This is a genomic window from Lawsonibacter asaccharolyticus, from assembly GCF_022453915.1.
In the GTDB taxonomy this organism is placed as follows: Bacteria; Bacillota; Clostridia; order Oscillospirales; family Oscillospiraceae; genus Lawsonibacter; species Lawsonibacter asaccharolyticus.
On record NZ_CP091870.1, the window covers coordinates 2303977 to 2325667 of the forward strand.

22 protein-coding genes are annotated in these 21691 nt (G+C 61.3%); 14 read left to right on the forward strand and 8 right to left on the reverse strand.

Translation table 11 applies throughout. From position 1 onward, the window contains the following. Positions 1-2: 2 nt before the first annotated feature. Positions 3-1562: a murein biosynthesis integral membrane protein MurJ gene (murJ, locus tag L9O85_RS11020; protein WP_050623731.1), complete on the reverse strand. Its 1560-nt coding sequence runs from the start codon at positions 1560-1562 to the stop codon at positions 3-5. A 213-nt stretch (positions 1563-1775) separates the two neighbouring features. On the opposite strand from murJ, the gene L9O85_RS11025 reads away from it, so the two are divergent. Further along, the gene (locus L9O85_RS11025) at positions 1776-4712 is read left to right on the forward strand and encodes an S-layer homology domain-containing protein (protein ID WP_301578602.1); all 2937 of its coding nucleotides are present in this window, start codon (positions 1776-1778) and stop codon (positions 4710-4712) included. A 96-nt stretch (positions 4713-4808) separates the two neighbouring features. Here L9O85_RS11025 and L9O85_RS11030 read toward each other — a convergent pair whose 3' ends face one another. The 3 genes from L9O85_RS11030 to L9O85_RS11040 form a co-directional block, all read right to left on the reverse strand. Further along, positions 4809-5489: an LrgB family protein gene (locus tag L9O85_RS11030; RefSeq protein ID WP_301578603.1), complete on the reverse strand. Its 681-nt coding sequence runs from the start codon at positions 5487-5489 to the stop codon at positions 4809-4811. Next, positions 5482-5850 carry a CidA/LrgA family protein gene (locus tag L9O85_RS11035; protein ID WP_050623728.1) on the reverse strand — a complete coding sequence of 123 codons (369 nt, stop codon included), beginning with the start codon at positions 5848-5850 and terminating at the stop codon, positions 5482-5484. The genes L9O85_RS11030 and L9O85_RS11035 overlap by 8 nt, the downstream gene beginning before the upstream one ends. Positions 5851-5937: 87 nt before the next feature. Then, positions 5938-7197 (reverse strand): diaminopimelate decarboxylase, encoded by a 1260-nt coding sequence (locus L9O85_RS11040; RefSeq protein ID WP_276852650.1) that lies wholly within the window; start codon positions 7195-7197, stop codon positions 5938-5940. Between the two features lie 371 nt (positions 7198-7568). Between L9O85_RS11040 and L9O85_RS11045 the strand changes: the two genes are divergently transcribed. Next, the gene (locus L9O85_RS11045; protein ID WP_050623727.1) at positions 7569-8933 is read left to right on the forward strand and encodes a uracil-xanthine permease family protein; all 1365 of its coding nucleotides are present in this window, start codon (positions 7569-7571) and stop codon (positions 8931-8933) included. Between the two features lie 112 nt (positions 8934-9045). Here the strand turns inward: L9O85_RS11045 and L9O85_RS11050 are convergent, their stop codons facing one another. Then, a complete protein-coding gene (locus L9O85_RS11050; RefSeq protein WP_301578604.1) occupies positions 9046-10014 on the reverse strand; it encodes a hypothetical protein in 969 nt (322 codons plus the stop codon). Between the two features lie 176 nt (positions 10015-10190). Between L9O85_RS11050 and L9O85_RS11055 the strand changes: the two genes are divergently transcribed. The 11 genes from L9O85_RS11055 (at position 10191) to L9O85_RS11105 (ending at position 18956) form a co-directional block, all read left to right on the forward strand. Next, on the forward strand, positions 10191-10487 hold the full coding sequence (locus tag L9O85_RS11055) for a helix-turn-helix domain-containing protein (protein WP_276852611.1): 297 nt from the start codon (positions 10191-10193) through the stop codon (positions 10485-10487). 73 nt (positions 10488-10560) lie between these two features. Beyond that, positions 10561-10884 carry a helix-turn-helix domain-containing protein gene (locus L9O85_RS11060; RefSeq protein ID WP_276852613.1) on the forward strand — a complete coding sequence of 108 codons (324 nt, stop codon included), beginning with the start codon at positions 10561-10563 and terminating at the stop codon, positions 10882-10884. Positions 10885-11215: 331 nt separating this feature from the next. Continuing rightward, the gene (locus tag L9O85_RS11065) at positions 11216-12055 is read left to right on the forward strand and encodes a fumarate hydratase (RefSeq protein ID WP_276852615.1); all 840 of its coding nucleotides are present in this window, start codon (positions 11216-11218) and stop codon (positions 12053-12055) included. Between the two features lie 20 nt (positions 12056-12075). Further along, positions 12076-12903, forward strand: a complete 828-nt coding sequence (locus L9O85_RS11070) for an alpha/beta fold hydrolase (RefSeq protein ID WP_301578605.1) — start codon at positions 12076-12078, stop codon at positions 12901-12903. A gap of 43 nt (positions 12904-12946) precedes the next feature. Continuing rightward, positions 12947-13504 (forward strand): Fe-S-containing hydro-lyase, encoded by a 558-nt coding sequence (locus L9O85_RS11075; RefSeq protein WP_050623722.1) that lies wholly within the window; start codon positions 12947-12949, stop codon positions 13502-13504. A gap of 41 nt (positions 13505-13545) precedes the next feature. After that, positions 13546-14928, forward strand: a complete 1383-nt coding sequence (locus L9O85_RS11080) for an immunity protein Imm33 domain-containing protein (RefSeq protein ID WP_301578606.1) — start codon at positions 13546-13548, stop codon at positions 14926-14928. 24 nt (positions 14929-14952) lie between these two features. After that, the gene (locus L9O85_RS11085; protein WP_050623720.1) at positions 14953-15573 is read left to right on the forward strand and encodes a DUF1847 domain-containing protein; all 621 of its coding nucleotides are present in this window, start codon (positions 14953-14955) and stop codon (positions 15571-15573) included. Positions 15574-15804: 231 nt separating this feature from the next. Continuing rightward, the gene (locus tag L9O85_RS11090) at positions 15805-16473 is read left to right on the forward strand and encodes a Crp/Fnr family transcriptional regulator (RefSeq protein WP_050623719.1); all 669 of its coding nucleotides are present in this window, start codon (positions 15805-15807) and stop codon (positions 16471-16473) included. A 92-nt stretch (positions 16474-16565) separates the two neighbouring features. Continuing rightward, a complete protein-coding gene (locus tag L9O85_RS11095; protein ID WP_301578607.1) occupies positions 16566-17630 on the forward strand; it encodes an ABC transporter substrate-binding protein in 1065 nt (354 codons plus the stop codon). After that, entirely contained in the window at positions 17605-18369 is a 765-nt protein-coding gene (locus L9O85_RS11100; RefSeq protein WP_301578608.1) for an ABC transporter permease, read from the forward strand. The genes L9O85_RS11095 and L9O85_RS11100 overlap by 26 nt, the downstream gene beginning before the upstream one ends. Further along, the gene (locus L9O85_RS11105) at positions 18366-18956 is read left to right on the forward strand and encodes an ATP-binding cassette domain-containing protein (protein WP_301578609.1); all 591 of its coding nucleotides are present in this window, start codon (positions 18366-18368) and stop codon (positions 18954-18956) included. The genes L9O85_RS11100 and L9O85_RS11105 overlap by 4 nt, the downstream gene beginning before the upstream one ends. Before the next feature lie 43 nt (positions 18957-18999). Here the strand turns inward: L9O85_RS11105 and L9O85_RS11110 are convergent, their stop codons facing one another. Together L9O85_RS11110 and L9O85_RS11115 are read right to left on the reverse strand one after the other, a co-directional pair. After that, entirely contained in the window at positions 19000-19530 is a 531-nt protein-coding gene (locus L9O85_RS11110) for a spore maturation protein (protein ID WP_050623715.1), read from the reverse strand. Between the two features lies 1 nt (position 19531). Then, positions 19532-20110 (reverse strand): nucleoside recognition domain-containing protein, encoded by a 579-nt coding sequence (locus tag L9O85_RS11115; protein WP_050623714.1) that lies wholly within the window; start codon positions 20108-20110, stop codon positions 19532-19534. A gap of 273 nt (positions 20111-20383) precedes the next feature. Here L9O85_RS11115 and L9O85_RS11120 point away from each other — a divergent pair, with 273 nt between their 5' ends. Then, positions 20384-20635, forward strand: coding sequence for an AbrB/MazE/SpoVT family DNA-binding domain-containing protein (locus tag L9O85_RS11120; RefSeq protein WP_050625427.1), 252 nt, complete (start codon positions 20384-20386; stop codon positions 20633-20635). A gap of 202 nt (positions 20636-20837) precedes the next feature. Here the strand turns inward: L9O85_RS11120 and L9O85_RS11125 are convergent, their stop codons facing one another. Beyond that, complete coding sequence (locus tag L9O85_RS11125; protein ID WP_050625426.1) at positions 20838-21500, reverse strand: UDP-N-acetylglucosamine pyrophosphorylase; 663 nt, start codon at positions 21498-21500, stop codon at positions 20838-20840. Between the last annotated feature and the right edge of the window lie 191 nt (positions 21501-21691).

The following is a 21691-nucleotide window of genomic DNA, read 5'->3' on the forward strand; positions in this document are numbered from 1 at the left end:
CATCAGCCTCGTTTCCACACTCGTTTCACCATCTTCAGGGCCAGCTGCCCCTCGTCCAATCTCAGCAGCACCGCCGCCGGGAAGTAGACGGCCACGCCAGCCGCCGCCGAAGCCCCCAGGGTGAGCAGCTCCCCCGCCTTGCCGGGCAGCAGGCCCTCTGTCAGGCCGGCCACCGCCCAGGCGCCCACCGCCATCAGCGCGGTGGCCAGCGCCATCTTCCCCAGGTCCAGCAGGAAACTCCGGCTGAGGACCCCCTCCCCCCGCAGCTCCAGGGGGATGTCCAGCAACAGGGCGTAGACGGTGGAGGATACAGCGGAGGAGAGGGCCAGACCAGCCACCCCCATCCTCTGGGCCAGCGCCATGCACAGCAGGACATTGACCAGGATGGAGGCCGCACCGGCCGCCAGGGGCACCTTCCCCTTCTGCCGGGCGAAGTAGGCCCGGCTGAGGATATTCTGGACCGCGTATCCCGTCATCCCCAGCGAGACCCAGAACAGCCCCTGGGAGGTGATGGAGACGGAAAAATCATCAAAAGCGCCTCCTCCATAAATAAAGGAGATCAGCGGGCGGGAGAGCACCATCAACCCCGCCGACATGGGCAGGACGAAGAACAGACAGCCGTGCAGGGTGGTCCGCAGCGTCTCCCGGAACTCCCCCTCCTGCTCCCGGCCGGTGAGGCGGGACAGCTTGGGAAAGATCACATTGGTGACGGACAGGACGAACACCCCGGCGATCACCAGATACAAGTTGGTGGAAAACTCGATGGCGGACACTCCGGCCCCCTCGTACAGTCGGGACCCGAACTTGGAGTTGATAGTCAGGTTGATGGGCTGCACCCAGGTGGAGACCATCACTGGCAGCATCAGGGCAAAGACCTTCCGCATCCCCTCGGAGCGCAGCTCCAGCCCCGGCCGGTAGCGGAAGCCCAGCCGGCGCAGTGAGGGCACCTGGACCGCCGCCTGGAGGAACCAGCCCACCAGAAAGGCAACGGCCAGGCCGTAGATGCCGAACTGCTGGTCCAACGTCAGGTAATAGAGAATGATGACCAGGTTGGACACCACGCTGATCAGGGCAGGGACATTGAACTCCCCCAGGGACTGGAGCACTCCCACAAAGGAGAAGGCCACCCCGGTGAACAGCACCGTGGGGAACATCACCCGGGTGAGGGAGACGGCCAGCTCCGCCGTCTGGGCATCATATCCGTCGGCAAACAGGCTGACCAGGGGCCCCGCGAACAGGATGCCCAGCACCGAAAGGACCGCAGAGAGCAGCCCCATCACGGTGATGAAGCAGCCCGCGAAGCGGAAGGCCGGCTCCCGCCCCTTCCGGGTGAGATACTCGCTGAACACCGGGATAAAGCAGGCCGAGATAGCGGAGGCGAACACCGCGTCAAAAAACACCCTGGGGATCCGGCTGGCTGTATTGAAGGCGTTAGCCGCCATCCCCGTCCCGTAGTAAACCGCCAGCAGATGGTCCCGGTACAGCCCCAGCACCTTGCCCACCAGGGCGATGATCATCACGATGCTGATGGTCCGTGTGGCATGGTCCTGCCGCTCCTCCATCGCGCCACCTCCTATGGATCCCCAATAAAATCGTTTTATTTTACACCACCCCTCCGACTTTTTCAACCGTTGGCCCGTGTGTTCATAGGATGTTCACATTTTCCCGAAATCTGTACACTTTTTTCCATTGAAAGTGCCCTGCTCCACTGCTATAATAAGGAATTAGTTTTGCTGTCCCCACCACCTGTCCTAACCATGTGAAAAGGAGTATCCATGAAACATCGTCATTTCACCCAAGCTGCCCGCCGCCTCACCGCCTTGACGCTGGCACTGCTGCTGGCACTGCCCTCGGCCTACGCCGCCGCAGGCTCCCCCCAGCTGCGCACCACCCGGGAGCTGGCTGACGGCCTGACCTATTCCAACACCATCACCAGCCACTCCGCCGCGGGCCGGGTGGAGAGCTTCTCCCTGGAACTCTCTCCGGACAGCCGGGAGGTGGAGCCCATCTTCCTCCAGGCCTCCGGCACCGCCTACGGGGCCGGCTCCATCAATCTGGCGGTCAGCTATGCCCAGAGCCTGGGCTACCACGTGCTGGGCGCCATCAATACCGACTTCTTTGCTCCCTCCACCGGCGTGCCTCTGGGCATCTCCATTGAGGACGGCATTTATAAATCCAGCCCGGAGGCCGAGGCCGCCGTGGTCATCACCGACGGTGAGGTGGAGCTGGTAGAGCAGCCCCAGGTCACCCTCACCCTCACCAACGAGTCCACCGGAGGCCAGACCGTTCTGACCCACCTGAACAAATACCGGGCCGACTCCGGCGGGCTCTACCTGTTCAACTACGATTTTTCCACCGTCTCCACCCACACCAGCACCCCCGGCTGGATGGTGCGCATGGAGCTGACCGATCCCGACGACACCCTCTCCGTCTCCGGCCGTCTGGAATTGGAGGTCACTGAGCTGCTCCGCACCGACACCTCAGTGGTCATTGGCGAGAACGAGTACATATTGACTGCCGCCGACGCCGGCGGCCTGGAGTCCGTATTCCAGAGCTTCCAGGTGGGCGACCGGGTCACCCTCCACACCGACTGCACCTCCTCCACCCTCGAGGACGCCCAGTGGGCCAGCGGCGTGGGCGATGTGATGGTCCGGGACGGACAGATCACTGACTCCACTGCCTGGACCTATGTGGAAAAGGGCCGCGACCCCCGCTCCGCCCTGGGCGTGCGGGAGGACGGCACCCTGGTCCTGTACGCTGTGGACGGCCGCAGGAGCGGCTACTCCGGCGGACTGAGCCAGCTGGATCTGGCGGAGGAGATGCTCTCCCAGGGCTGCGTCTGGGCGGTCAACCTGGACGGCGGCGGCTCCACCGCCATCAGTGTCTGGGTCCCCGGCCAAGAGGGCCCCTCCATCGTCAACATCCCCTCCGATGGCAAGCCCCGGGCCTGCGCCACCTACCTGCTCCTGGTCTCCCGGGATGAGGGTGACGGCGATCCGGACCGGCTGGTGCTGAAAAATGACGGGCTGGTGGTCCTCACCGGCACCTCTGTGGACCTGGGGGAGACGGCCGTGCTGGACAGCGGTCTGAACATCCTTCGGGATGACCCAGGCGAGGTGGAGATCTCCTCCCTGGACGACCTGGGCCGGGTGGAGGACAACATCTACACCGCCGGCAGTGACGCGGGCACCGATACCCTGGAGCTCTGGTCCCCGGATCTGGATGTGGAGGGCACCGCCCAGATCCACGTAGTGGACCATCTCACCGGCCTCACCGTCTCCCGGGAGAACAGCACCGACGCCCTCACCTCCCTCACCCTGGAGCCTGGAGACCAGGTCCAGCTCACTGCCCAGGGTACCTACTGGTCCCGGGCTGCCATGCGGGACGTGGGAGCCATCTCCTGGACGGTGGAGGGCAGCATCGGCTCCATCACCGAGGACGGACTGTTCACCGCTGAGGGCCCCGGGGGCGCCTCCGGAACCCTCACCGCCTCTGCCGGCGGGCAGAGCCAGACCATCACGGTCTCCCTGGAGAACTCCCACGAGGACGTGCCCGAGGGGCACTGGGCCTACACCGCCGTGGACTACTGCTATGCCAACGGCCTGGTGGGCGGCATCTCGGACACTGAGTTCGGCCCTGACCTGCACATCCGCCGGGGCGACTTTCTGCTGATGCTCTACGGCGCGGCGGGTAAGCCGGCCGTCACCTCCCCCGCCTCCTTTACTGACGTATCCCCCTCCGACTACTACTACACCGCTGTGTCCTGGGCCCAGGCCAACGGTCTGGCCACCGGCGTGGGGGATGGCACCCTGGCTCCCGCCTCTGATGTCACCCGGGAGCAGGCTTTCACCATTCTGAACCAGGCCCTGCCTCTCCTGGGCATCACCTGCCAGCCCGGCGCTCTCACCGTTCTGGATCAGTTCGGTGACCGCGCCTCCCTCTCCGACTGGGCTGCCCAGCACGCTGCCACCCTGGTGGCCTATCAGATCGTGGGCGGCGACACCGACGGCAACCTGAATCCTCAGGCTTTCCTCACCCGCGCTGAGATGGCCGCTCTGCTGTATAAGCTGTCCAACTATACGCCTCCTGCCGATCTGGACCCCGGCGACCTGGTCCAGCCGGAGGAGGACCCTCAGCCGGGCGGCACCGCCGACCCCGGCCAGGCAGAGGGCCCGGGCCAAACTGCTGATCCGGACCAGCCGGAGGAGCCGGGACAGACCAGCCAGCCGGAGGAGCCCGCTGTCCCCGTGGAGGGCATCACCCTGGACACTGGCGAACTGACCCTCCAGGCCGGCTCCAGCTATCACTTCACCCCCACGCTCTCCCCTGAGGGAGCCGCCGGCACCGTCGTCTGGACCAGCAGCGTGCCCACTGTGGCGCCAGTCACCAGCGACGGCACCATCACCAACCTGAACACCACCGGCGGGCAGGTGAGCGTCACCATTACCGCCTCCTGCGGGGACGCCTGCACCAGCGCTGTGGTCCTCTGCGACACCGCCGCCTCCGCCGGCACCGTCCGCGGGGCGGAGAACGGCCTGAACGTCCGTTCCGGCCCCAGCACCTCCCACTCTGTGGTGGGCTATCTGCGGGAAGGAGGCAGGGTCATCCTCCTCGCTCCGCCGGAAGACGGCTGGCTCCACGTCTCCTACCTCACCCAGTCCGGCCAGGCCGCTATCGGCTATGTCTCCCTGGACTATATCGTACTGGACTGATCTCAAGGCAAATAAACAGCAGAAGGCCGCCGGCGATGCCGGCGGCCTTCTGTGCTTTCTTATCTATCCTCTCTGTGTCCAGCTCCGCTGCCTCCTTCAGAAGAACAGCGCCAGCACTGAGGTGAAGATCCCACACACGCAGATGGCGATGGAACTCATGGCCCCCTGGAGGGGGCCGATCTCCAGGGCCTTGGAGGTACCCACGGCGTGGCTGCTGGCGCCTATGGCTACCCCCTCCGCCACCGGGTCGGTGATGCGGAAGCATCTGGCAAACAGAGGAGCCAGCATGGCTCCTTCCACTCCCGTGATGACCACGGCGGCCGCGGTGATGCCGGGGATGCCTCCCCCGCTCTCCGAGATGCCCAGCGCGATGGCTGTGGTGACACTCTTAGGCAGCATGGAGGCAGCAAGCATCTCCTCGGCGCGGAACAGCCGGCACAGCAGCAGCACGGAGCCCATGCTGGCGGCGCTGCCCGCCAGACACCCTGCCAACACGGGGAGAAAGTGTTCCCGCAGCACCTGCCGCTGTTGATAGATATTCAGGGCCAGCACCGCGGTGGCCGGGCCCAGCATCAGCTTTACCAGCCCGCCGCCGGCATTGTAGCACTCCAGGGGGACGCGTAATACTGTCAGCGCCCCGATCACCAGCAGGGAGGCCACCAGCACTGGGTTACAGATCAGCAGTCCTGTCCGTCTCTGGAGCTCCACCCCCAGGCACCAGCACCCCAGGGTGAGGGCTAACCCGAAAAACGGGGAGGAAATCACCGCTTCAAACATGACGCCCTGCCTCCTTTCTGCTCCGCCGCATCAGCAGCTGGACCGTCCAGGCGGCCGCCAGATAGACCACCGGCGTAGTCAGAAAGGTAACGGCCAGAAAGGGCAGGGCCTGGGCCCTCAGGACCTCCACATATTCCATGGTCCCCACTAAGGAGGGGATGAAAAACAGCCCCATGTTGGTCACCAGGAAGCGGGAGACTGTCTGGATCCGCCGCTCCTTGACCACGCCGGTCAAGAGCAGGGCCATGAGCAGCAGCATGCTGATGACGCTGGCGGGGAAGGCCACCGGAAGCAGGGCGGCGATCCCCTCCCCCGCCAGGCACAGGGCAAAGATCAGGCTGAGTTCAGTCAGGATATGCAACAAAATCACCTCAACAAGAAGCACTCAAATACAGGACCGCCGCGGCACGCGCGGCGGTCCTGTCTCTCGATCTGTGGTCTGGGGAGCTCACTCCCACACTGCGGTGGAAAAGTAGTCCTCCGGGGTCTCCGCCCGGCGGATCAGGCGGGTGGAGCCGTCCTGGCACAGCAGCACCTCGGCGGAGCGCAGCCGGCCGTTATACTGGTAGCCCATGGCGTGTCCATGGGCGCCGGTGTCGTGGATGACCAGCAGATCGCCCATGTCGATCTTGGGCAGCATCCGGTCCACCGCAAATTTGTCGTTGTTCTCGCACAGGGCCCCGGTAACGTCGTACTTGTGGTCGCAGGGGGCGTCCTCCTTGCCCATGACGGTGATGTGGTGGTAGGCCCCATACATGGCGGGCCGCATCAGGTTGGCTGCGCAGGCGTCCACCCCGATGTACTCCTTGTAGATGTGCTTCTCGTGGGTGGCCCGGGTGACCAGACAGCCGTAGGGCGCCAGCAGGAAGCGGCCCAGCTCGGTGCAGATGGCCACATCCCCCATCCCGGCGGGGACCAGCACCTCCTCATAGGCGCGGCGCACCCCCTCCCCGATAACGGCGATGTCGTTGGCGGGCTGCTCCGGGCGGTAGGGCACCCCTACGCCGCCGGACAGGTTGATGAAGGTGATGTGACAGCCTGTCTCTTCCTTCAGCTCCACAGCCACCCGGAACAGAATCCGGGCCAGGGCGGGGTAATAGTCGTTGGACAGGGTGTTGGAGGCCAGGAAGGCGTGGATGCCGAACTCCTCCGCCCCCAGCTCCTTCAGCCGGCTGAAAGCCTGGGTCAGCTGCTCCCGGGTCATGCCGTACTTGGCGTCCCCCGGGTTGTCCATGACCTGGAAGCCCTCCTCAGACTCCCCCAGAGTGAAGGTCCCGCCTGGGTTGTATCGGCAGGAGATCCGCTTGGGAATGGATCCGATGGTGTCCTTTAGAAAGTCGATGTGGGTGATGTCGTCCAGGTTGATGGTGGCCCCCAGTTGGGAGGCCAGGGCAAACTCCTCCGCCGGGGTGTCGTTGGATGAGAACATGATCTCCTCTCCCCGGAAGCCGCAGCGGTCGGACATCATCAGCTCGGTGAGGGAGGAGCAGTCCACGCCGCATCCCTCCTCCCGCAGGATCTTCAGGATCTGGGGGTTTGGGGTGGCCTTGACGGCGAAGAACTCCCGGTAGCCGGGGTTCCAGGAGAAAGCCTGGTACAGGCGGCGGGCATTCTCCCGGATTCCCTTTTCGTCGTACAGGTGGAATGGGGTGGGATACTGCTCTGTGATGGCCTGGAGCTGCTCCAGGGTGACAAAGGGCTTTTTCACGGGCAGACGCTCCTTTTTCAAATCTGTCAGGCGGTCCCGGGCCGGATAGCCCGCCGCCCCAAGAAAAAAATCGTTTTTATTGTATCGTATCCCCCATACGTTGTCAATCAACACAACCTCCAACCTGTTCCCCCACCCGGGCCTTCCTTTGGTGATTCCGGAAAAAAAGACGAAATTCGGCAATAAGACTTGCGTGTCTCCCGCTCTTCTGGTATGATTGTTCGGAAATGGAAGGGAGGAGAGGTCCATGACCGTGCTGTACGGGTCGCTGTATCGGGTTTGGGGGCCTCTCTTCTGTTCCGCAGGCGGGCAATCACCGGTGTGATTGTCTTTTTTTGTGTGTCAGAGAAAGTGAGAAGGGAGTTTTATCCATGAATCCAAACGAACCCATCCGCGACGCCCGGAAGCTGGGCACCCCCAAGATGCTGGTGCTGGGCCTCCAGCACATGTTCGCCATGTTCGGCGCTACCATCCTGGTCCCCATCCTGGTCCAGCAGTACGGTCTGCCCCTGGACATCCAGACCACTCTGTTCTTTGCCGGCATCGGCACCCTGTTCTTCCATGTGTGCACCAAATTCAGGGTGCCTGCCTTTCTGGGCTCCTCCTTTGCCTTCCTGGGCGGCTTCAGCACCATGGCCAACCTGAACACCGGCATCTATGCGGACATGTCTCCCCAGGATAAGCTGGCCTATACCTGCGGCGGCATCGTGGTTGCCGGCCTGCTCTACCTGGCGCTGGCCCTGGTCATCCGCCTGGTGGGCGTGAAGAAGGTCATGCGCTTCCTGCCCCCGGTGGTCACCGGCCCCATCATCGTGTGCATTGGCCTGACCCTGGCCCCCTCCGCGGTGAGCAACGCCTCCACCTGCTGGCCTTTGGCCCTGATCGCCCTGGCCACCATCATCATCTTCAACATCTGGGGGAAGGGGATGTTCAAGATCATCCCCATTCTGATGGGCGTGGTGGTCTCCTATATCGCCGCCCTCATCATGAACGCCTGCGGCGTCACTGTGCTGAACGCCGCAGGAGAGGCCATCCCCCTCATCGATTTCACCGCCGTGCGCGAGGCCAGCATCCTGGGCCTGCCCCCCTTCCAGATGGCCAAGTTTGACCTCACCGCTATCCTGGTGATGGCCCCCATCGCCCTGGCCACCATGATGGAGCACATCGGCGACATGTCCGCCATCTCCGCCACCGTGGGGCAGAACTTCATTCAGGAGCCCGGCCTGCACCGCACCCTGGTGGGCGACGGCATCGCCACCTCCCTGGCCGGCATGTTCGGCGGCCCCGCCAACACCACATATGGCGAGAATACCGGCGTCCTGGTCCTGTCCAAGGTCCATGACCCCCGGGTCATCCGTCTGGCGGCCGTCTATGCCATCGTGCTCTCCTTTATTCCCAAGATGGCCGACATCATCGGCTCTATGCCCTCCGCCATCGTGGGCGGCGTGTCCTTCATTCTCTACGGCATGATCTCCGCCATCGGCGTGCGCAACATCGTGGAGAACAACGTGGACCTGACCAAGTCCCGCAACCTCATCATCGCCGCCGTCATCCTGGTGTGCGGCCTGGGCTTCTCCAGCGGCATCACCTTCACCGTGGCCGGCACCTCCATCACGCTCACCGGCCTGGCCATCGCCGCCTTGGCGGGCATCCTGCTCAACGCCATCCTCCCCGGCAACGACTACGAGTTCGGCGTCAATCCCGAGGGCGACCAGAACCGCGGTATCCATCAGTGAGCTGCGTCTCATTATAAAATTTAACTGAAAGAACCCTGGTACGATACAACGTCCATAACCAACGAAAGAGGAGGACGCCGCAAAGCGGCGTCCTCCTCTTTTTAATGATCTTTTATTCTTTCAGTTCAAAAATAAACTCCAATGAAAAATCCCGCAACAATGTAACATTACTGATTTTAAGAAAATTGACTGGCACGCCATATTTTTTAAACTGACGATCTTTTTCCAACCGCTGAATGACTTGCTGATATATTTCACGCTGATACTTTTTAACTTCATTCTGTAAGGCTTCCCATGAGTAGAACTGATAACGAGGGAGGCCAACAATCACACGAATATGGTCAAATGCAGCTTCATCTTTGTTCTCTGGAACACGCTCATATGTGGGCGGCCCTATGTGCTGTACTAATCGGTCGATTGGAGATAGTTCTTGCTGGGCCTTATGCGTCAGTTCTGTGTTTAAAAAAATCTCAATACACGCTTCCAATGTCATCCCGATTTCAAACCGTGACGCGGCTTTGATCCAGACATTTCTGTTGAAGCAGGTTTCGCCCCTTACTTGAAATGTATTAAATTTCATACGCCCCTCATACGGGAACATCTGGGACTGCTCATCAAGAGAATAAACTTCACTTTCATTAAAATAGTATGTTTTCCCTGCATGCTGGCGAATGGGCTTATTGACCACACCATGCTTTATGAGAAACTCTCTCGTCATAGAAATCAGTTCTATATCCGGAATACTGCGCAGGTATTCACTCATTTCCGGGAGCAGATACATCTCCACATTTCTGCCCAATTTTCCATAGTTTTGAAATCTGCTTACAGCTTTTCCCCATATTTCTGGAGCAATAAAAGAAGGGGCCCATAATGGTTGCCCTGTTAACTCCTTTGTCCTTTGTGACATTAGATACGCACAATTCTCCCCGCAGTCGGTCACTCGGAGCAAATCATAGCCATTTTTCCAAGCCTTTATAAAAATGGTCTTATCTACAATCCCTTCAGCAATTAGTTTCTTGGTAATTGTTTTTGATGCTATGCTCCAGGCACAACCTCTTCCTGTCGTTTTATCTATGACCACATGCTACCTCCGACATTTAATTTCGCACACGCCATCCATATCAAAAATTTTTCTTTATTATACCCCCTATAGGGGGTATATATCTACTATGGTGGATTATAAAATTCCTGAATTCAAGATAATATTCCCCTATAGGGGGTGTTTTTCTGACATCTGGTAATAAATTCCTTGTCGAAATGGGAGAGCGCCTAGCTACCCAACGCAAATCATTAAAATTAACTCAAGAAAATTTAGCAGAACTATCGGGAGTATCAGTAAAAACGATTAGCTCTGCTGAAAAAGGAAAAAAGGCACTTCGCCCTGAAAATATTGTGCGTATCTGTCACTCTCTTGAATTGGACATCTCTTATTTAATGACTGGCAATGCATTGCATTCAGATATTTCTGTTTCTCTTACACACAAACAACGCATAGCCCTTAACAAAATTATAGATGCGTTTCTTTCAATCTGTCAGCAAGATATGGAGCTATGACGGGGTATTGCCCGCCATAGAGGGCTAAAAATCCCTATCGGGGTAATATTATAGTTCTATGGCGGGGGATGAAATGAAAAACAAAACTTTAGAAGAAATTGGGTCGCGACTTGCATCAGCACGGAAAGACAAAGGCTATACACAAGAACAGTTGGCAAATTTAAGTGGGCTTTCCACTAAAATGATTTCTGCCGCAGAGAATGGGCACAAGGCTATGCGGCCGGAAAACATCATTAAATTATGCGAATGTCTATCCATCTCTACTGATCGTTTATTATGTGGCGAATCTGTAATGTTGGATTCATTGGCTGAACATGACGAACTCAAACAGTTAACCCCAAAGCAAAGAGATGCTTTATCAAAAATTATTGATGATTTCCTTTCGGCATTTGAATGATAGTCCTCTCTAATGATGAATCTGATTTCTTAAAGAATATTGCTTTCTGTATCCAGTTCTTCCATAGGAAGTCGGAATTCAGTCAAGATGAGTTTACAGAGAAAACAGGCTCAATTTGTTCTGTAATCTTCCAGATTGAGTTTCCATTCCCTCTGTCCCATAAGGGCCTTTTTAATATGCTTTCTTTGAACTAACGACGGCCCCAGTCAGCACCAGGGCCGTCGTTTTTTTCAATGCCCCGCCTGCGGCGGGGCATTTTTTTCGTCCAGCCCTTTCCCCTCTCTGCGAAATTTGGTACAATGGAGAAAACCCGAAGAAAGAGGGCGTCTGTATGCGTACCATTTCCGCCGCCGCCGTCACCGACGCGGTGGCAAAGCTGTGTATCCAAGCCAACACTCACCTGCCCCCCGACATCGTCTCCGCCCTGGACCGCACCCGCCGGGAGGAGCCCTGGCCTCTTGCCAAAGAGACCCTGGGCCTGCTGTGGGACAATCTGGAGCTTGCGGAGCGGGAAGAACTGCCTGTCTGTCAGGACACGGGGATGGCCTGTGTGTTTGTGGAGCTGGGCCAGGAGGTCCACATCCAGGGCGACTTTGAGCAGGCCGTCCACGAGGGGGTCCGCCGGGGCTACGGCGAGGGCTATCTGCGCAAGTCCATCGTGGGTGATCCCCTGCGCCGGGTGAACACAGAGGACAACACCCCCGCCGCCATCACCCTCCGGCTGGTGCCTGGGGACGGGTGCCGGATCACCGTGGCTCCCAAGGGCTTCGGCTCGGAGAACATGAGCCGCCTGGGGATGCTCAAGCCCGCTGACGGGGTGGAGGGCGTGAAAAAATTCGTGGTGGAGACGGTGCGCCTGGCCGGCTCCAACCCCTGTCCCCCCATCGTGCTGGGCATCGGTATCGGCGGCTCCTTTGACAAGGCGGCCTATCTGGCCAAGCATGCCCTGCTCCGCCCCATCGACCAGCCCAACTCCGACCCCTTCTATGCCCAGCTGGAGGAGGAGCTGCTGGAGGAGATCAATGCCCTGGGCATCGGCCCCCAGGGCTTCGGCGGCCGGACCACCTGTTTGGGCCTGTCCATCGAGACCGCCCCCACCCACGTGGCCGGCCTGCCCGTGGCGGTGAATGTGAGCTGCCATGTGACCCGCCGGGCCTCCTCCCAGCTCTGACCGCCCATGGAGGTGTTGTCATGGACGAGCAAATGGTAGCTGTAGGCGGCCGGGCCCTCCAGGTATCCTCTGTGGGATCAGGGCCGGTCACACTTGTGATCCTGTCCGGCTCCAATATCCTCTTCCCCGGACTGGAATACGCCCCTCTGGCCGATGCCCTGAGAGAATGGTACTCCGTCCTGATCCCCTCCAAATTCGGCTATGGATTCAGTGATCTGACCGAGGCCCCCCGGGATGTGGACACCGTGGTGGAGGAGTACCGCAGGGTATTGGCCGCACTGAAGCACCCTTTTCCAGTGGTGCTGGCGGCCCACAGCATGGGGTTTCTGGAGGCACTGCACTGGGCCTCTAAATATCCAGAGGAGATTTCCGCCCTTGTGGGACTGGACCCCGCCACTCCCGATGCCTATCAGAACATGGATCTTGCCTCTGTCCTGCACCATCTGGAACATCTGGGCCGCCCCGACTGGAAGCGAGCCATACTTTTCCAGCTCGCTTCCCACTCTCTGCTGAGGCGTTGTCCCGCCTCAGTTCGGAAGGACCTGGTGCCCGCCGCCCGTCGGAACTTTGCCAGCATCGTCTGGATCAACGAGGCAAAAGCCCTTCCCCACAGCATCCGTCAGATACGTCAGGAGGGACCGCCTGCCTCTGTCCCCACGCTGTTTCTGCTTTCCAACGGCAAAGGCACTCCTCTTCCCAAAGAGGAATGGCGGATGTGTGCGAGGAATTATCTCTCTGCTTTTTCCACCTCCTCTTTCCATCTGTTTGAGCTCCCCCATGATCTATACCGCCAGCGCCCCAAAGAGATTGCGGATACGGTCCACCGTTTTCTGCTGGATCATCTGTAATACCCATCTAAAATATCGACCAAGCCATTTGGGAGGGATTTCCATGCAATATAAACTCAGAACCCCCGTTACAAGAGAGGACCTCGCCCCCCTGCGGACCGGTGACACCGTGCTCCTGTCTGGGGCCGTCTACACCGCCCGGGATGCCGCCCACAAGCGGATGATGGAGCTGCTGGACACCGGGGGTTCCCTGCCCTTCCCCGTGGAGGGCTCCGCCGTCTACTATGTGGGCCCCACTCCGGAGCGCCCCGGTCAGGTCATCGGCTCCGCCGGTCCCACCACCAGCGGCCGGATGGACGCCTACTCCCCCCGCCTGCTGGACCTGGGCCAGCTCATCATGATCGGAAAGGGCAAGCGGGACCAGGCCGTGAAGGATGCGGTGGTCCGCAATGGGGCGGTCTACCTGGCCGCCCTGGGTGGTGCCGGGGCCCTGATGGCCGCCAGCGTGAAGGAGCTGGAGGTCATCTGCTGGGAGGACCTGGGCTGTGAGGCGGTGCGCCGTCTGGAGGTGGAGGACTTCCCCCTCACCGTTATCCTGGACGCCCACGGGGGTGACCTGTACGAGAGCGGCCCGGCCGCCTATCTGGCCAGTCTGGCCTGACATCCGGCGCCGGACAGAGTCAGAAGAAGGAGGTTCCAAATATGGAGGACCTGGATACGGAACTGCTCGGCCAGCTTCAGCGCTGGCACGAGGAGGACCAATATCAGCGGATCATCGACGCCATCGAGGCCATCCCCCAGCGGGAGCGGGGCTATGAGCTCACCTGCCAGCTGGCCCGGGCCTACAACAACCTGGCCGGGCCCGAGGAGGCCGGGCCGCTGGAAAAGTCCGTCTCCCTTCTGGAGTCCATCGCAGACCAGGGACAGGAGGCCCCCCTGTGGCACTACCGGCTGGGCTACGCCCTGTTCTATCTGGACCGTGAAGAGGAGGCCCTGCCCCACTTCCAGCGGGCGGCAGAGCTGGACCCCCAGGACCCGGATGCCCCTGAGTTCATCCGCCAGTGCCAGAAGTACATCGCCGCCAAGCAGTGCTGTCCCGAGGTGTACGGCCAGGAGGACTGGGACACCGTGGACCAGCATATCCACACCTATTTCGGATCGTCGGAGAACGTGTTCCACGAGATCGTCTCCCCCGATATCCATGTGGACATCTACATCATCCCCCCAAGCCCGGAGCGGAACTACTATATCCTGATGACCCACGGCATGGGGGCCCACGCCATGAACGTGCCGGAGGATCTGGCCGGCCAGAAGCTGGAGCGGGCTGAGCTGTTTATCTGCCTGCCCCCCGACTGGAAGGTGGGCGAAGAGGGCGAGGCGTGGTACTGGCCCATCCGCTGGCTGAAAATCCTGGCCCGCCTGCCCATCAACGAGGACAGCTGGCTGGGCTGGGGCCATACCATTGCCAACCCGGACGGCTCCCCCTTTGCGGAAAACACCCGCTTCAACGGCATCATGCTGGTCAACCCCGGTGCTTTCCCCCAGGAGGCGTCGGTCTGTCCCCTCTCCGGCGGCGATGAGGTAAATTTCTATCAGCTCCTCCCTCTGTATCAGGAGGAGATGGACTTCAAGCTCTCCCACAGTGCCGGAGAGCTGCTGGACCTCTTTCCCGAGGAGGACCTGGAGACGGTGGACGTGGACCGCCCCAGCGTCCTCTCCGACCGCCCCCAGAAGGAGTTCGCCATCCCCCAGCGGGAGCTCCGGCACCTCTATGACGGGGAGGGCCCCCAGGGCTGCTTCGCCACTGACCGAATCCTGGTGGACGGCTGCCGGGTGGGCTACTGCTACAGGGAGGAGCCGGAGGAGGGGGACGAGAATTGGGATAGCGGCTGGCGCTTCACCGCCGGAGATGAGAGCGACAGCTATATGGACGACCCCGGCCGCAGCGGCATCTATCACCTCAACACCCTGTGCAACTACGACCCGGACATCATCCCTCTGCTGGACTCCGAACCAGGCACCGCCTGGTGCCGGGACCAGAGCGGAGTGTTCCGTCCGGAGCTGTATCAGCCTGACGAAGAATGAGAGACTGTAAGGAGGATCTGTTGTATGTACACCTGCGCCAGCTGTACCCTCCGCTCCTGCCAGAAGGGGGGCGGGGACCTGCCCCGGAACTGTCCCATGCGGGACCCGGAGTTCTTTGACCGGCTTTTGGAGCGCTACTGGTCAGAGGAAAACCACGACTTTTTTGTCACCAGCGCCGCCATCGAGTCGGCTGGCTACTGCCGCTGGCCCCGCCTGAAGGAGATCGTGGAGTTCTCCCGATCCATGCACTATCAAAAGCTGGGTCTGGCTTTCTGTGCGGCACTGAAGAAGGAGGCCGCTGTGGTGGAGCGGGTCCTGCGGAATAACGGCTTCCAGGTGGTGTCCGTCATCTGCAAGACCGGCGGACTGGACAAGTCCCGGGCCGGGGTGCCGGAGGAGTGCAAGCTCCAGCCCGGCCAGTTTGAGGCCATGTGCAACCCCATTGCCCAGGCCGAGCTGCTCAACAGCCAGGACACCCAATTCAATATTTGTCTGGGGCTTTGTGTGGGCCACGACTCCCTCTTCTATCAATACTCCAAAGCACTGGTTACCACCCTGGTGGTAAAAGACCGGGTGCTGGCCCACAACCCAGTGGGCGCCATCCACTACGCAGACACCTATTTCAAGGATCTGCTCAAGGGCTGACCCCTGGGGCGGAACGATATGGTAAAAACGCCTGGGGAGGCAGACAGGGTCGTCTGTCTCCCCAGGCGTTTTACCATACAGGTAATTCCCTCTCCCTTCCGTGCGCGCCCCTCCTCATATACCGGTCTTACATGTTTTCATGGCGTATGCTCTTTCCCTTGACATTTCCCTCCAGCTGTTCTACAATAAAACCGTCTCAAATGAGACAGTTTTGGAAAGGAGCTGACCTCCATGCCTGTCTCTCTCCCTCCGCACCAGTGGGATCTGCTCCTCCGCTGCCCCCTGTTTCAGGCATGTCCCGAGGCACTGGTCCGGGATGTCCTGGCGCGGTCCGGCTGTTCGGTGGAGGACTTCTCCTCCGGCGCAGAGATCTACCGACCCGACCGCTTCCGCCGTTGTCTGGGGCTGCTCCTCTCCGGACGGGTACTGGTGACCAAGGGCAGCCTCACCGTCAGCACCCTGGAGCCAGGGGATCTCTTCGGCGCCGCCGCCCTCTACAACGACGCCCCCGACTATGCCACCACCCTCACCGCCCAAGGGATCTGCCGCTGCCTCCTGCTGGACCAGGAGCTGCTGGACCGCCTTCTGGGGGAGGAGGCCCTGCTGCGCCGGAACTATCTGACCTATCTCACCGGCCGCATCCGCTTCCTCAACGCCCGGCTGGGTTCCCTGGCTGTGGGGGATACGGAGGGCCGGGTGGTCCGCTATCTGCTCAGCAGCCTCTCCTATGGCGCAGTGGAGTGCTCCGCCTCCGGTCTGGCCCGCCAGCTGGGCATCAGCCGCGCCTCGGTGTATCGGGCCTTTCAGGACTTGGAACAGGCCGGCCTGATCCGGCGGGAGGGACGGGCCATCCTCGTCCCCGATCCGGCCGCTCTGGAGGGTGTCCGGGGCTCCGGGTAAGAAAATTTCCCCTTCGGTGTACAAATCCAGTCAACGATCCGTCTCTGCCCAGAATAGGTGTATCCGTCCAAATCTGAGAAAGGAATCCTGCCATGAAACGAACCAAGCTTCTGCCCCTGCTCCTGTCCGCCCTGCTCCTCCTCTCTGCCTCGGGCTGCCGTCCCGCAGAGGCACCCTCCCATTCTGGCGGCGCCAGCTCCTCCGTCAGCTCCAGCACCTCCTCTTCCGGCATCCCCGCCCCGAACGATGAGGTCCTCCCCATCGATCTGGCCGTCCTTTCCGGCCCTACCGGTGTAGGGGCTGCCTATCTGATGGAGTACTACGCCCCGGAACACGTTCCTGCTGACAGCCCCATCTCCGTCAGTTCCGTCGTGGTGACGGAAAACAGCGAGGCCACCGCCCTGCTGTCCAACGGCGAGGCAGACATCGCCGCTGTGGCCACCAATGTGGCCTCCAACTTCTACCACAAGACCGACGGCTCCATTCAGATGCTGGCAGTGAACACGATGGGTGTGCTGTACATCCTGGAGAAGGGGGACTCCATCCAGTCCATGGCCGACCTGCAGGGCAAGACCATCTACGCCACCGGCCAGGGGGCCAACCCGGAGTACATCCTCAACTATCTGCTGACCCAGAACGGGCTGGACCCCGCCGCGGATGTGACCATCCAGTGGCTCACCGCCCAGGAGGTCACTGCCAACATGCTTTCCGCCGAGGACGGCGTGTGCATGCTGCCCGTCCCCGCCGCCACTGCCCTGCTGATGAAGGACCCCGGCGTGCGCCAAGCCCTGGACCTGAGCGCTGAGTGGGATGCCGTCTCCTCCACCCCTCTGCCCATGGGCTGCATCGTAGCCCGCAGGGAATTCGTGGAGGAGCATCCTGAGGCCGTGGACGCTTTCCTGGACCTGTACGGTGACTCCATCTCCTTCATGTCTGACGAGGGCAACCGGTCGGAGGCGGCGGAGCTGGTGGCCAAATACGGCATCACCGCCAACGCCCAGATCGCGGAGGCCGCCATCCCCCAGTGCAATCTCACCCTGCTCACCGGGGAGGAGATGCAGGACACCGTCCAGGCCTACTACGAGGTCCTGTACCGCGCCGACCCCGCCGCTATCGGCGGCAGCATCCCCTATGACAGCCTGTACTATCTGCCCTGACCGTCTGCTGCGGCCCCTCCTTCCCCTGGCCTTCTGGCTGGTGGTGTGGCAGCTGGCCGCCCTGGCTGTGGGCCAGTCCTTCATCCTTCCCGGCCCTGCCGCGGTCCTGGGAACGCTGATCCAGCTGGCGGGGGTACCCAGTTTCTGGCAGACCGCCCTGCTCTCCCTGGTCCGGGTCCTGGCCGGACTGCTGGCCGGCACTCTGCTGGGGGCGCTGACCGCCGCCCTCACCTGCGCCAGCCGATGGGCGGATGTCCTCCTTTCCCCCGCCGTCCGGGTCATCCGGGCGGTGCCAGTGGTCTCCTTCATCCTCTTCGTCCTGCTGTGGACCCGCCGTGGTCTGGTGCCTGTGGTGGTCTCCGCCCTGATGGTGCTGCCGGTGGTGTGGGGGAACGTGAGCCGGGGCATCCGGGAGACCGACCCCAGGCTGCTGGAACAGGCCAGAGCGCTCCGGTTCTCCCGCCCCAAGACCGTCCGGCTGGTCTATCTCCCTTCGGTGCGGCCCTACTTTCTCAGCGCAGTGGTCACCTCTCTGGGCCTTGCCTGGAAGTCCGGGGTGGCCGCCGAGGTGCTCTGCCGCCCCGCCTGGGCGGTGGGCACGCAGATCGTCCAGGCCCGGGACTATCTGGAGACCCCCTCCCTGTTTGCCTGGACGCTGGTTATCCTCCTTCTGTCCCTTACCCTGGAAAAACTGCTCTCTGCTCTGCTGAACCGGATAAACAGGAGGTGGTCGCCATGATCTGTTTGGAGGAGGTCACCGTCACCTTTGGAGAGAAGCGGGTGCTGGACCGCTTCTCCCTCACCCTGCCTGAGACGGGGATCACCGCCCTGTCCGGCCCCTCCGGCTGCGGCAAGACCACCCTGCTGCGGGTTCTGGCCGGGCTGGAGCACCCCATTTCCGGCCGGATCACCGGCCTGTCCCTCCGCTCCGCTGCCCTGCTCTTTCAGGAGGACCGCCTCTTCCCCTGGCGTACCGTGGAGCAGCACCTTACCGACGTGCTCCCCCGCCCCCGGTGGGTGGAGGTCCCCCACTGGCTGCGGCTGGCAGAGCTGGAAGGGGAAGAGCGTACCTATCCCGCCCATCTGTCCGGCGGCATGGGACGGCGTCTGGCCCTGGTCCGCACGCTGGCCCTGGGCGGTTCCCTCTATCTGCTGGACGAGCCCTTTGCAGGGGTGGACCCTCAGCGGGCAGACCGCATCCTATCCGCCCTGGGGGAGCTGGCCGCCCCTGTCATCCTGGTCAGCCATGAGCCTGCCGTTCTGGACCGGGCGGACCGGGTCATCCGATTGGACGGGCCGCCCCTGACTCTCCTGTCCGCCCCATAGTAAGAGAGCTCTCACATGCCGCCTGACGCGGTGTGTGAGAGCTTTATCCGCCTCCAAAGCACAGCCGGACCGCCCAGGCCGCCGCCAGAAAGCCGGTAAGGTCGGCGCACAGGGCGGCGGGGACCGCGTACCGGGTCCGGGAGATGCCCACTGCGCCGAAGTAGACCGCGATGGTGTAGAAGGTGGTCTCCGTGGACCCAAGCATCACCGCCGCCACCCGGCCCACATAGGAGTCCGGCCCGCTGCTGGTGATGAGCTCCGCCCCCACCCCCAGGGCGGCGCTCCCGCTGATGGGGCGCACCAGCATCAGAGGGAGCAGCTCTGCCGGCACCCCTACCCGGTCCAGCAGGGGAGCCAGGGCCTGAGCGGCCAGATCCAGCGCCCCCGACGCCCGCAGCATATACACCGCCGTCATCAGCCCCACCAGGCTGGGGATGATACGGGCCAAGGTGCCCAGTCCCTCCCCTGCTCCCTGGATCAGGGCATCGTAAACGTCCACCCGGCGGCAGGCGGCGTAGACCGCCACCAGCCCCAGCGTCAGCGGCACCACCAGGGTCATCATCAGGTCCAGCATGTCAATCCCTCCATATCCGCGCGCATATCTTGCAGGCCAGCACCCCTACCCCTACCGACAGCCCGGAGGCCAGCCAAACGGCAGGCAGGATGTCAAAGGGAGCGGCGCTCCCTGCCCCAGCCCGCACCGTGGCCACCGTGGTGGGGATCAGTTGGATGGAGGCCGTATTGCACACCACCAGCATGCACAGCGCATCGGAAGCCACCCCGGGGCTGCAGCGGCTCATCCGCCGGGCGGCCTCCAGCCCCAGAGGGGTGGCAGCGTTGCCCAGCCCCAGCAAATTGGCCGACACATTGGCCGCGATGCTGTCCATGGTCTCCCGGTCCCGGGCTACCTGGGGAAAGAGCAGCCGGAGCATCGGTCGAAGCAGCCGGGACAGCTTTTCTGCCAGCCCGGACCGCCGCATCACCTCCATCACCCCGGTCCACAGGCACAGCATCCCCGCGATGGACAGGCACAGCTCCACCGCCGCCTGGGTCCCCTCCACCGCCGCCGCGGCCACCTGGGCCGACTGCCCCGTAGCCAGTCCGCACAGGATGGAGAGCACCACCATCCCCGTCCAGAGGATCGTCATCGTCATACCCCTGTCCCCCCTTCAAATCATATATACGGGACATGTCTGGAAAAGATAACCATTCTCTGCCGTGGTGTTCATTTTTCTGATTTCCCTGTTTTCCCATCATTTTTTGCTCTTTCCGAACACTTTTTGCAGAATCTTCACAAATTATGGTTGACACAGTCGCACTTTGTAGTATAATAATGTTTAGTTTCCAAAATCGTACATTATGACTGCGAAACCGCATCGATCGTTTTGACGACTGGGACATGAAGAAGGAAGAAAGGAATGATCACATTGAAATCTACCGGCATTGTCCGGAAGGTCGATGAGCTGGGCCGTATCGTCCTTCCCATCGAACTGCGCCGTACATTGGATATCGCGGAGAAAGACTCCCTGGAGATCTATATGGATGGACCGTCCATCATTCTGAAAAAATATCAGCCCGCCTGCATTTTCTGTGATGACGCCCGGGATGTCATCGTTTTCCGCGGCAAGAATATCTGCCCCAAGTGCATCAAGGCACTCCAGGAGTGCGGACAGTTCTGATTTGATCCCCAGCAGCCCAGATAGAAACAGCAGACAAATTTTATGCGGTTTTTTAAACGCTCTGGATCCAGCCAGGATTTGGGGCGTTTTTCTTTTGGTCTCCGCCTCCGCCGGTCCGTGGGAGAGAGGGCTCCCACAAACAGCTTGAGGGCGCGGCAGATCCCGCCGCGCCCTCTGTCTTGTTCCGCATCCCCCGCGGCACTCAGCTCCTTTGGACCACCACGCCCCCGGTCTTGACGATGCTGCCCGCCGGGATGGCACCCCGGACGCAGGAGACCGGGTAGATGCTGCTCCCCCGCCCCACCACGGTCCCCGGATTCAGCACGGAGTTGCAGCCCACCTCCACATGGTCGCCCAGGATAGCGCCGAACTTTTTCCTGCCCGTTTCAATCCGCTCTGCTCCGTTCTTCACTGTCACCAGCGTCTTGTCTGACTTCACGTTGGAGGTGATGGAGCCGGCACCCATATGGCTCTTATAGCCCAGGATGGAGTCTCCCACATAGTTGTAGTGGGGGGTCTGCACGTTGTCGAACAGGATCACGTTTTTCAGCTCCACGGAATTGCCCACCACGCAGTGGGCCCCCACCAGGGCCGAGCCCCGGATAAACGCACAGTGGCGCACCTCAGTCTCAGGCCCAATGATGCAGGGCGCCCCCAGATAGGCTGTGGGGAACACCACCGCCGTTTTATGCACCCAGACCTGGGGGGCGGGCTGGTCATATTCCTCCGGCGGCAGCGCAGCCCCCAGGGTCAGGATCAGCTCCTTGATCCCGTCCAGGGCCTGCCAGGGGTATTGAAATCCCGCCAGATACTCCCCCGCCAGGGTGTGGGAGAGGTCCAAAAGTTCCTTTGTTTCCAGTTCCATATCCAAACATTCCTTTCCAGTCCTGATCATGTACCGGACGTCTCCATCATACCACATCGGACGCCCCGGATACAAGGTCCTAGGGAGGGCCGCCTTTTCTCGGAACGGAGAAAAATTTTTTCTTTTCCTCTGGAATTTTGGCCCCATCTCTGCTACAATCAACAGGCACACCAGAACAAATGTACTGTTTC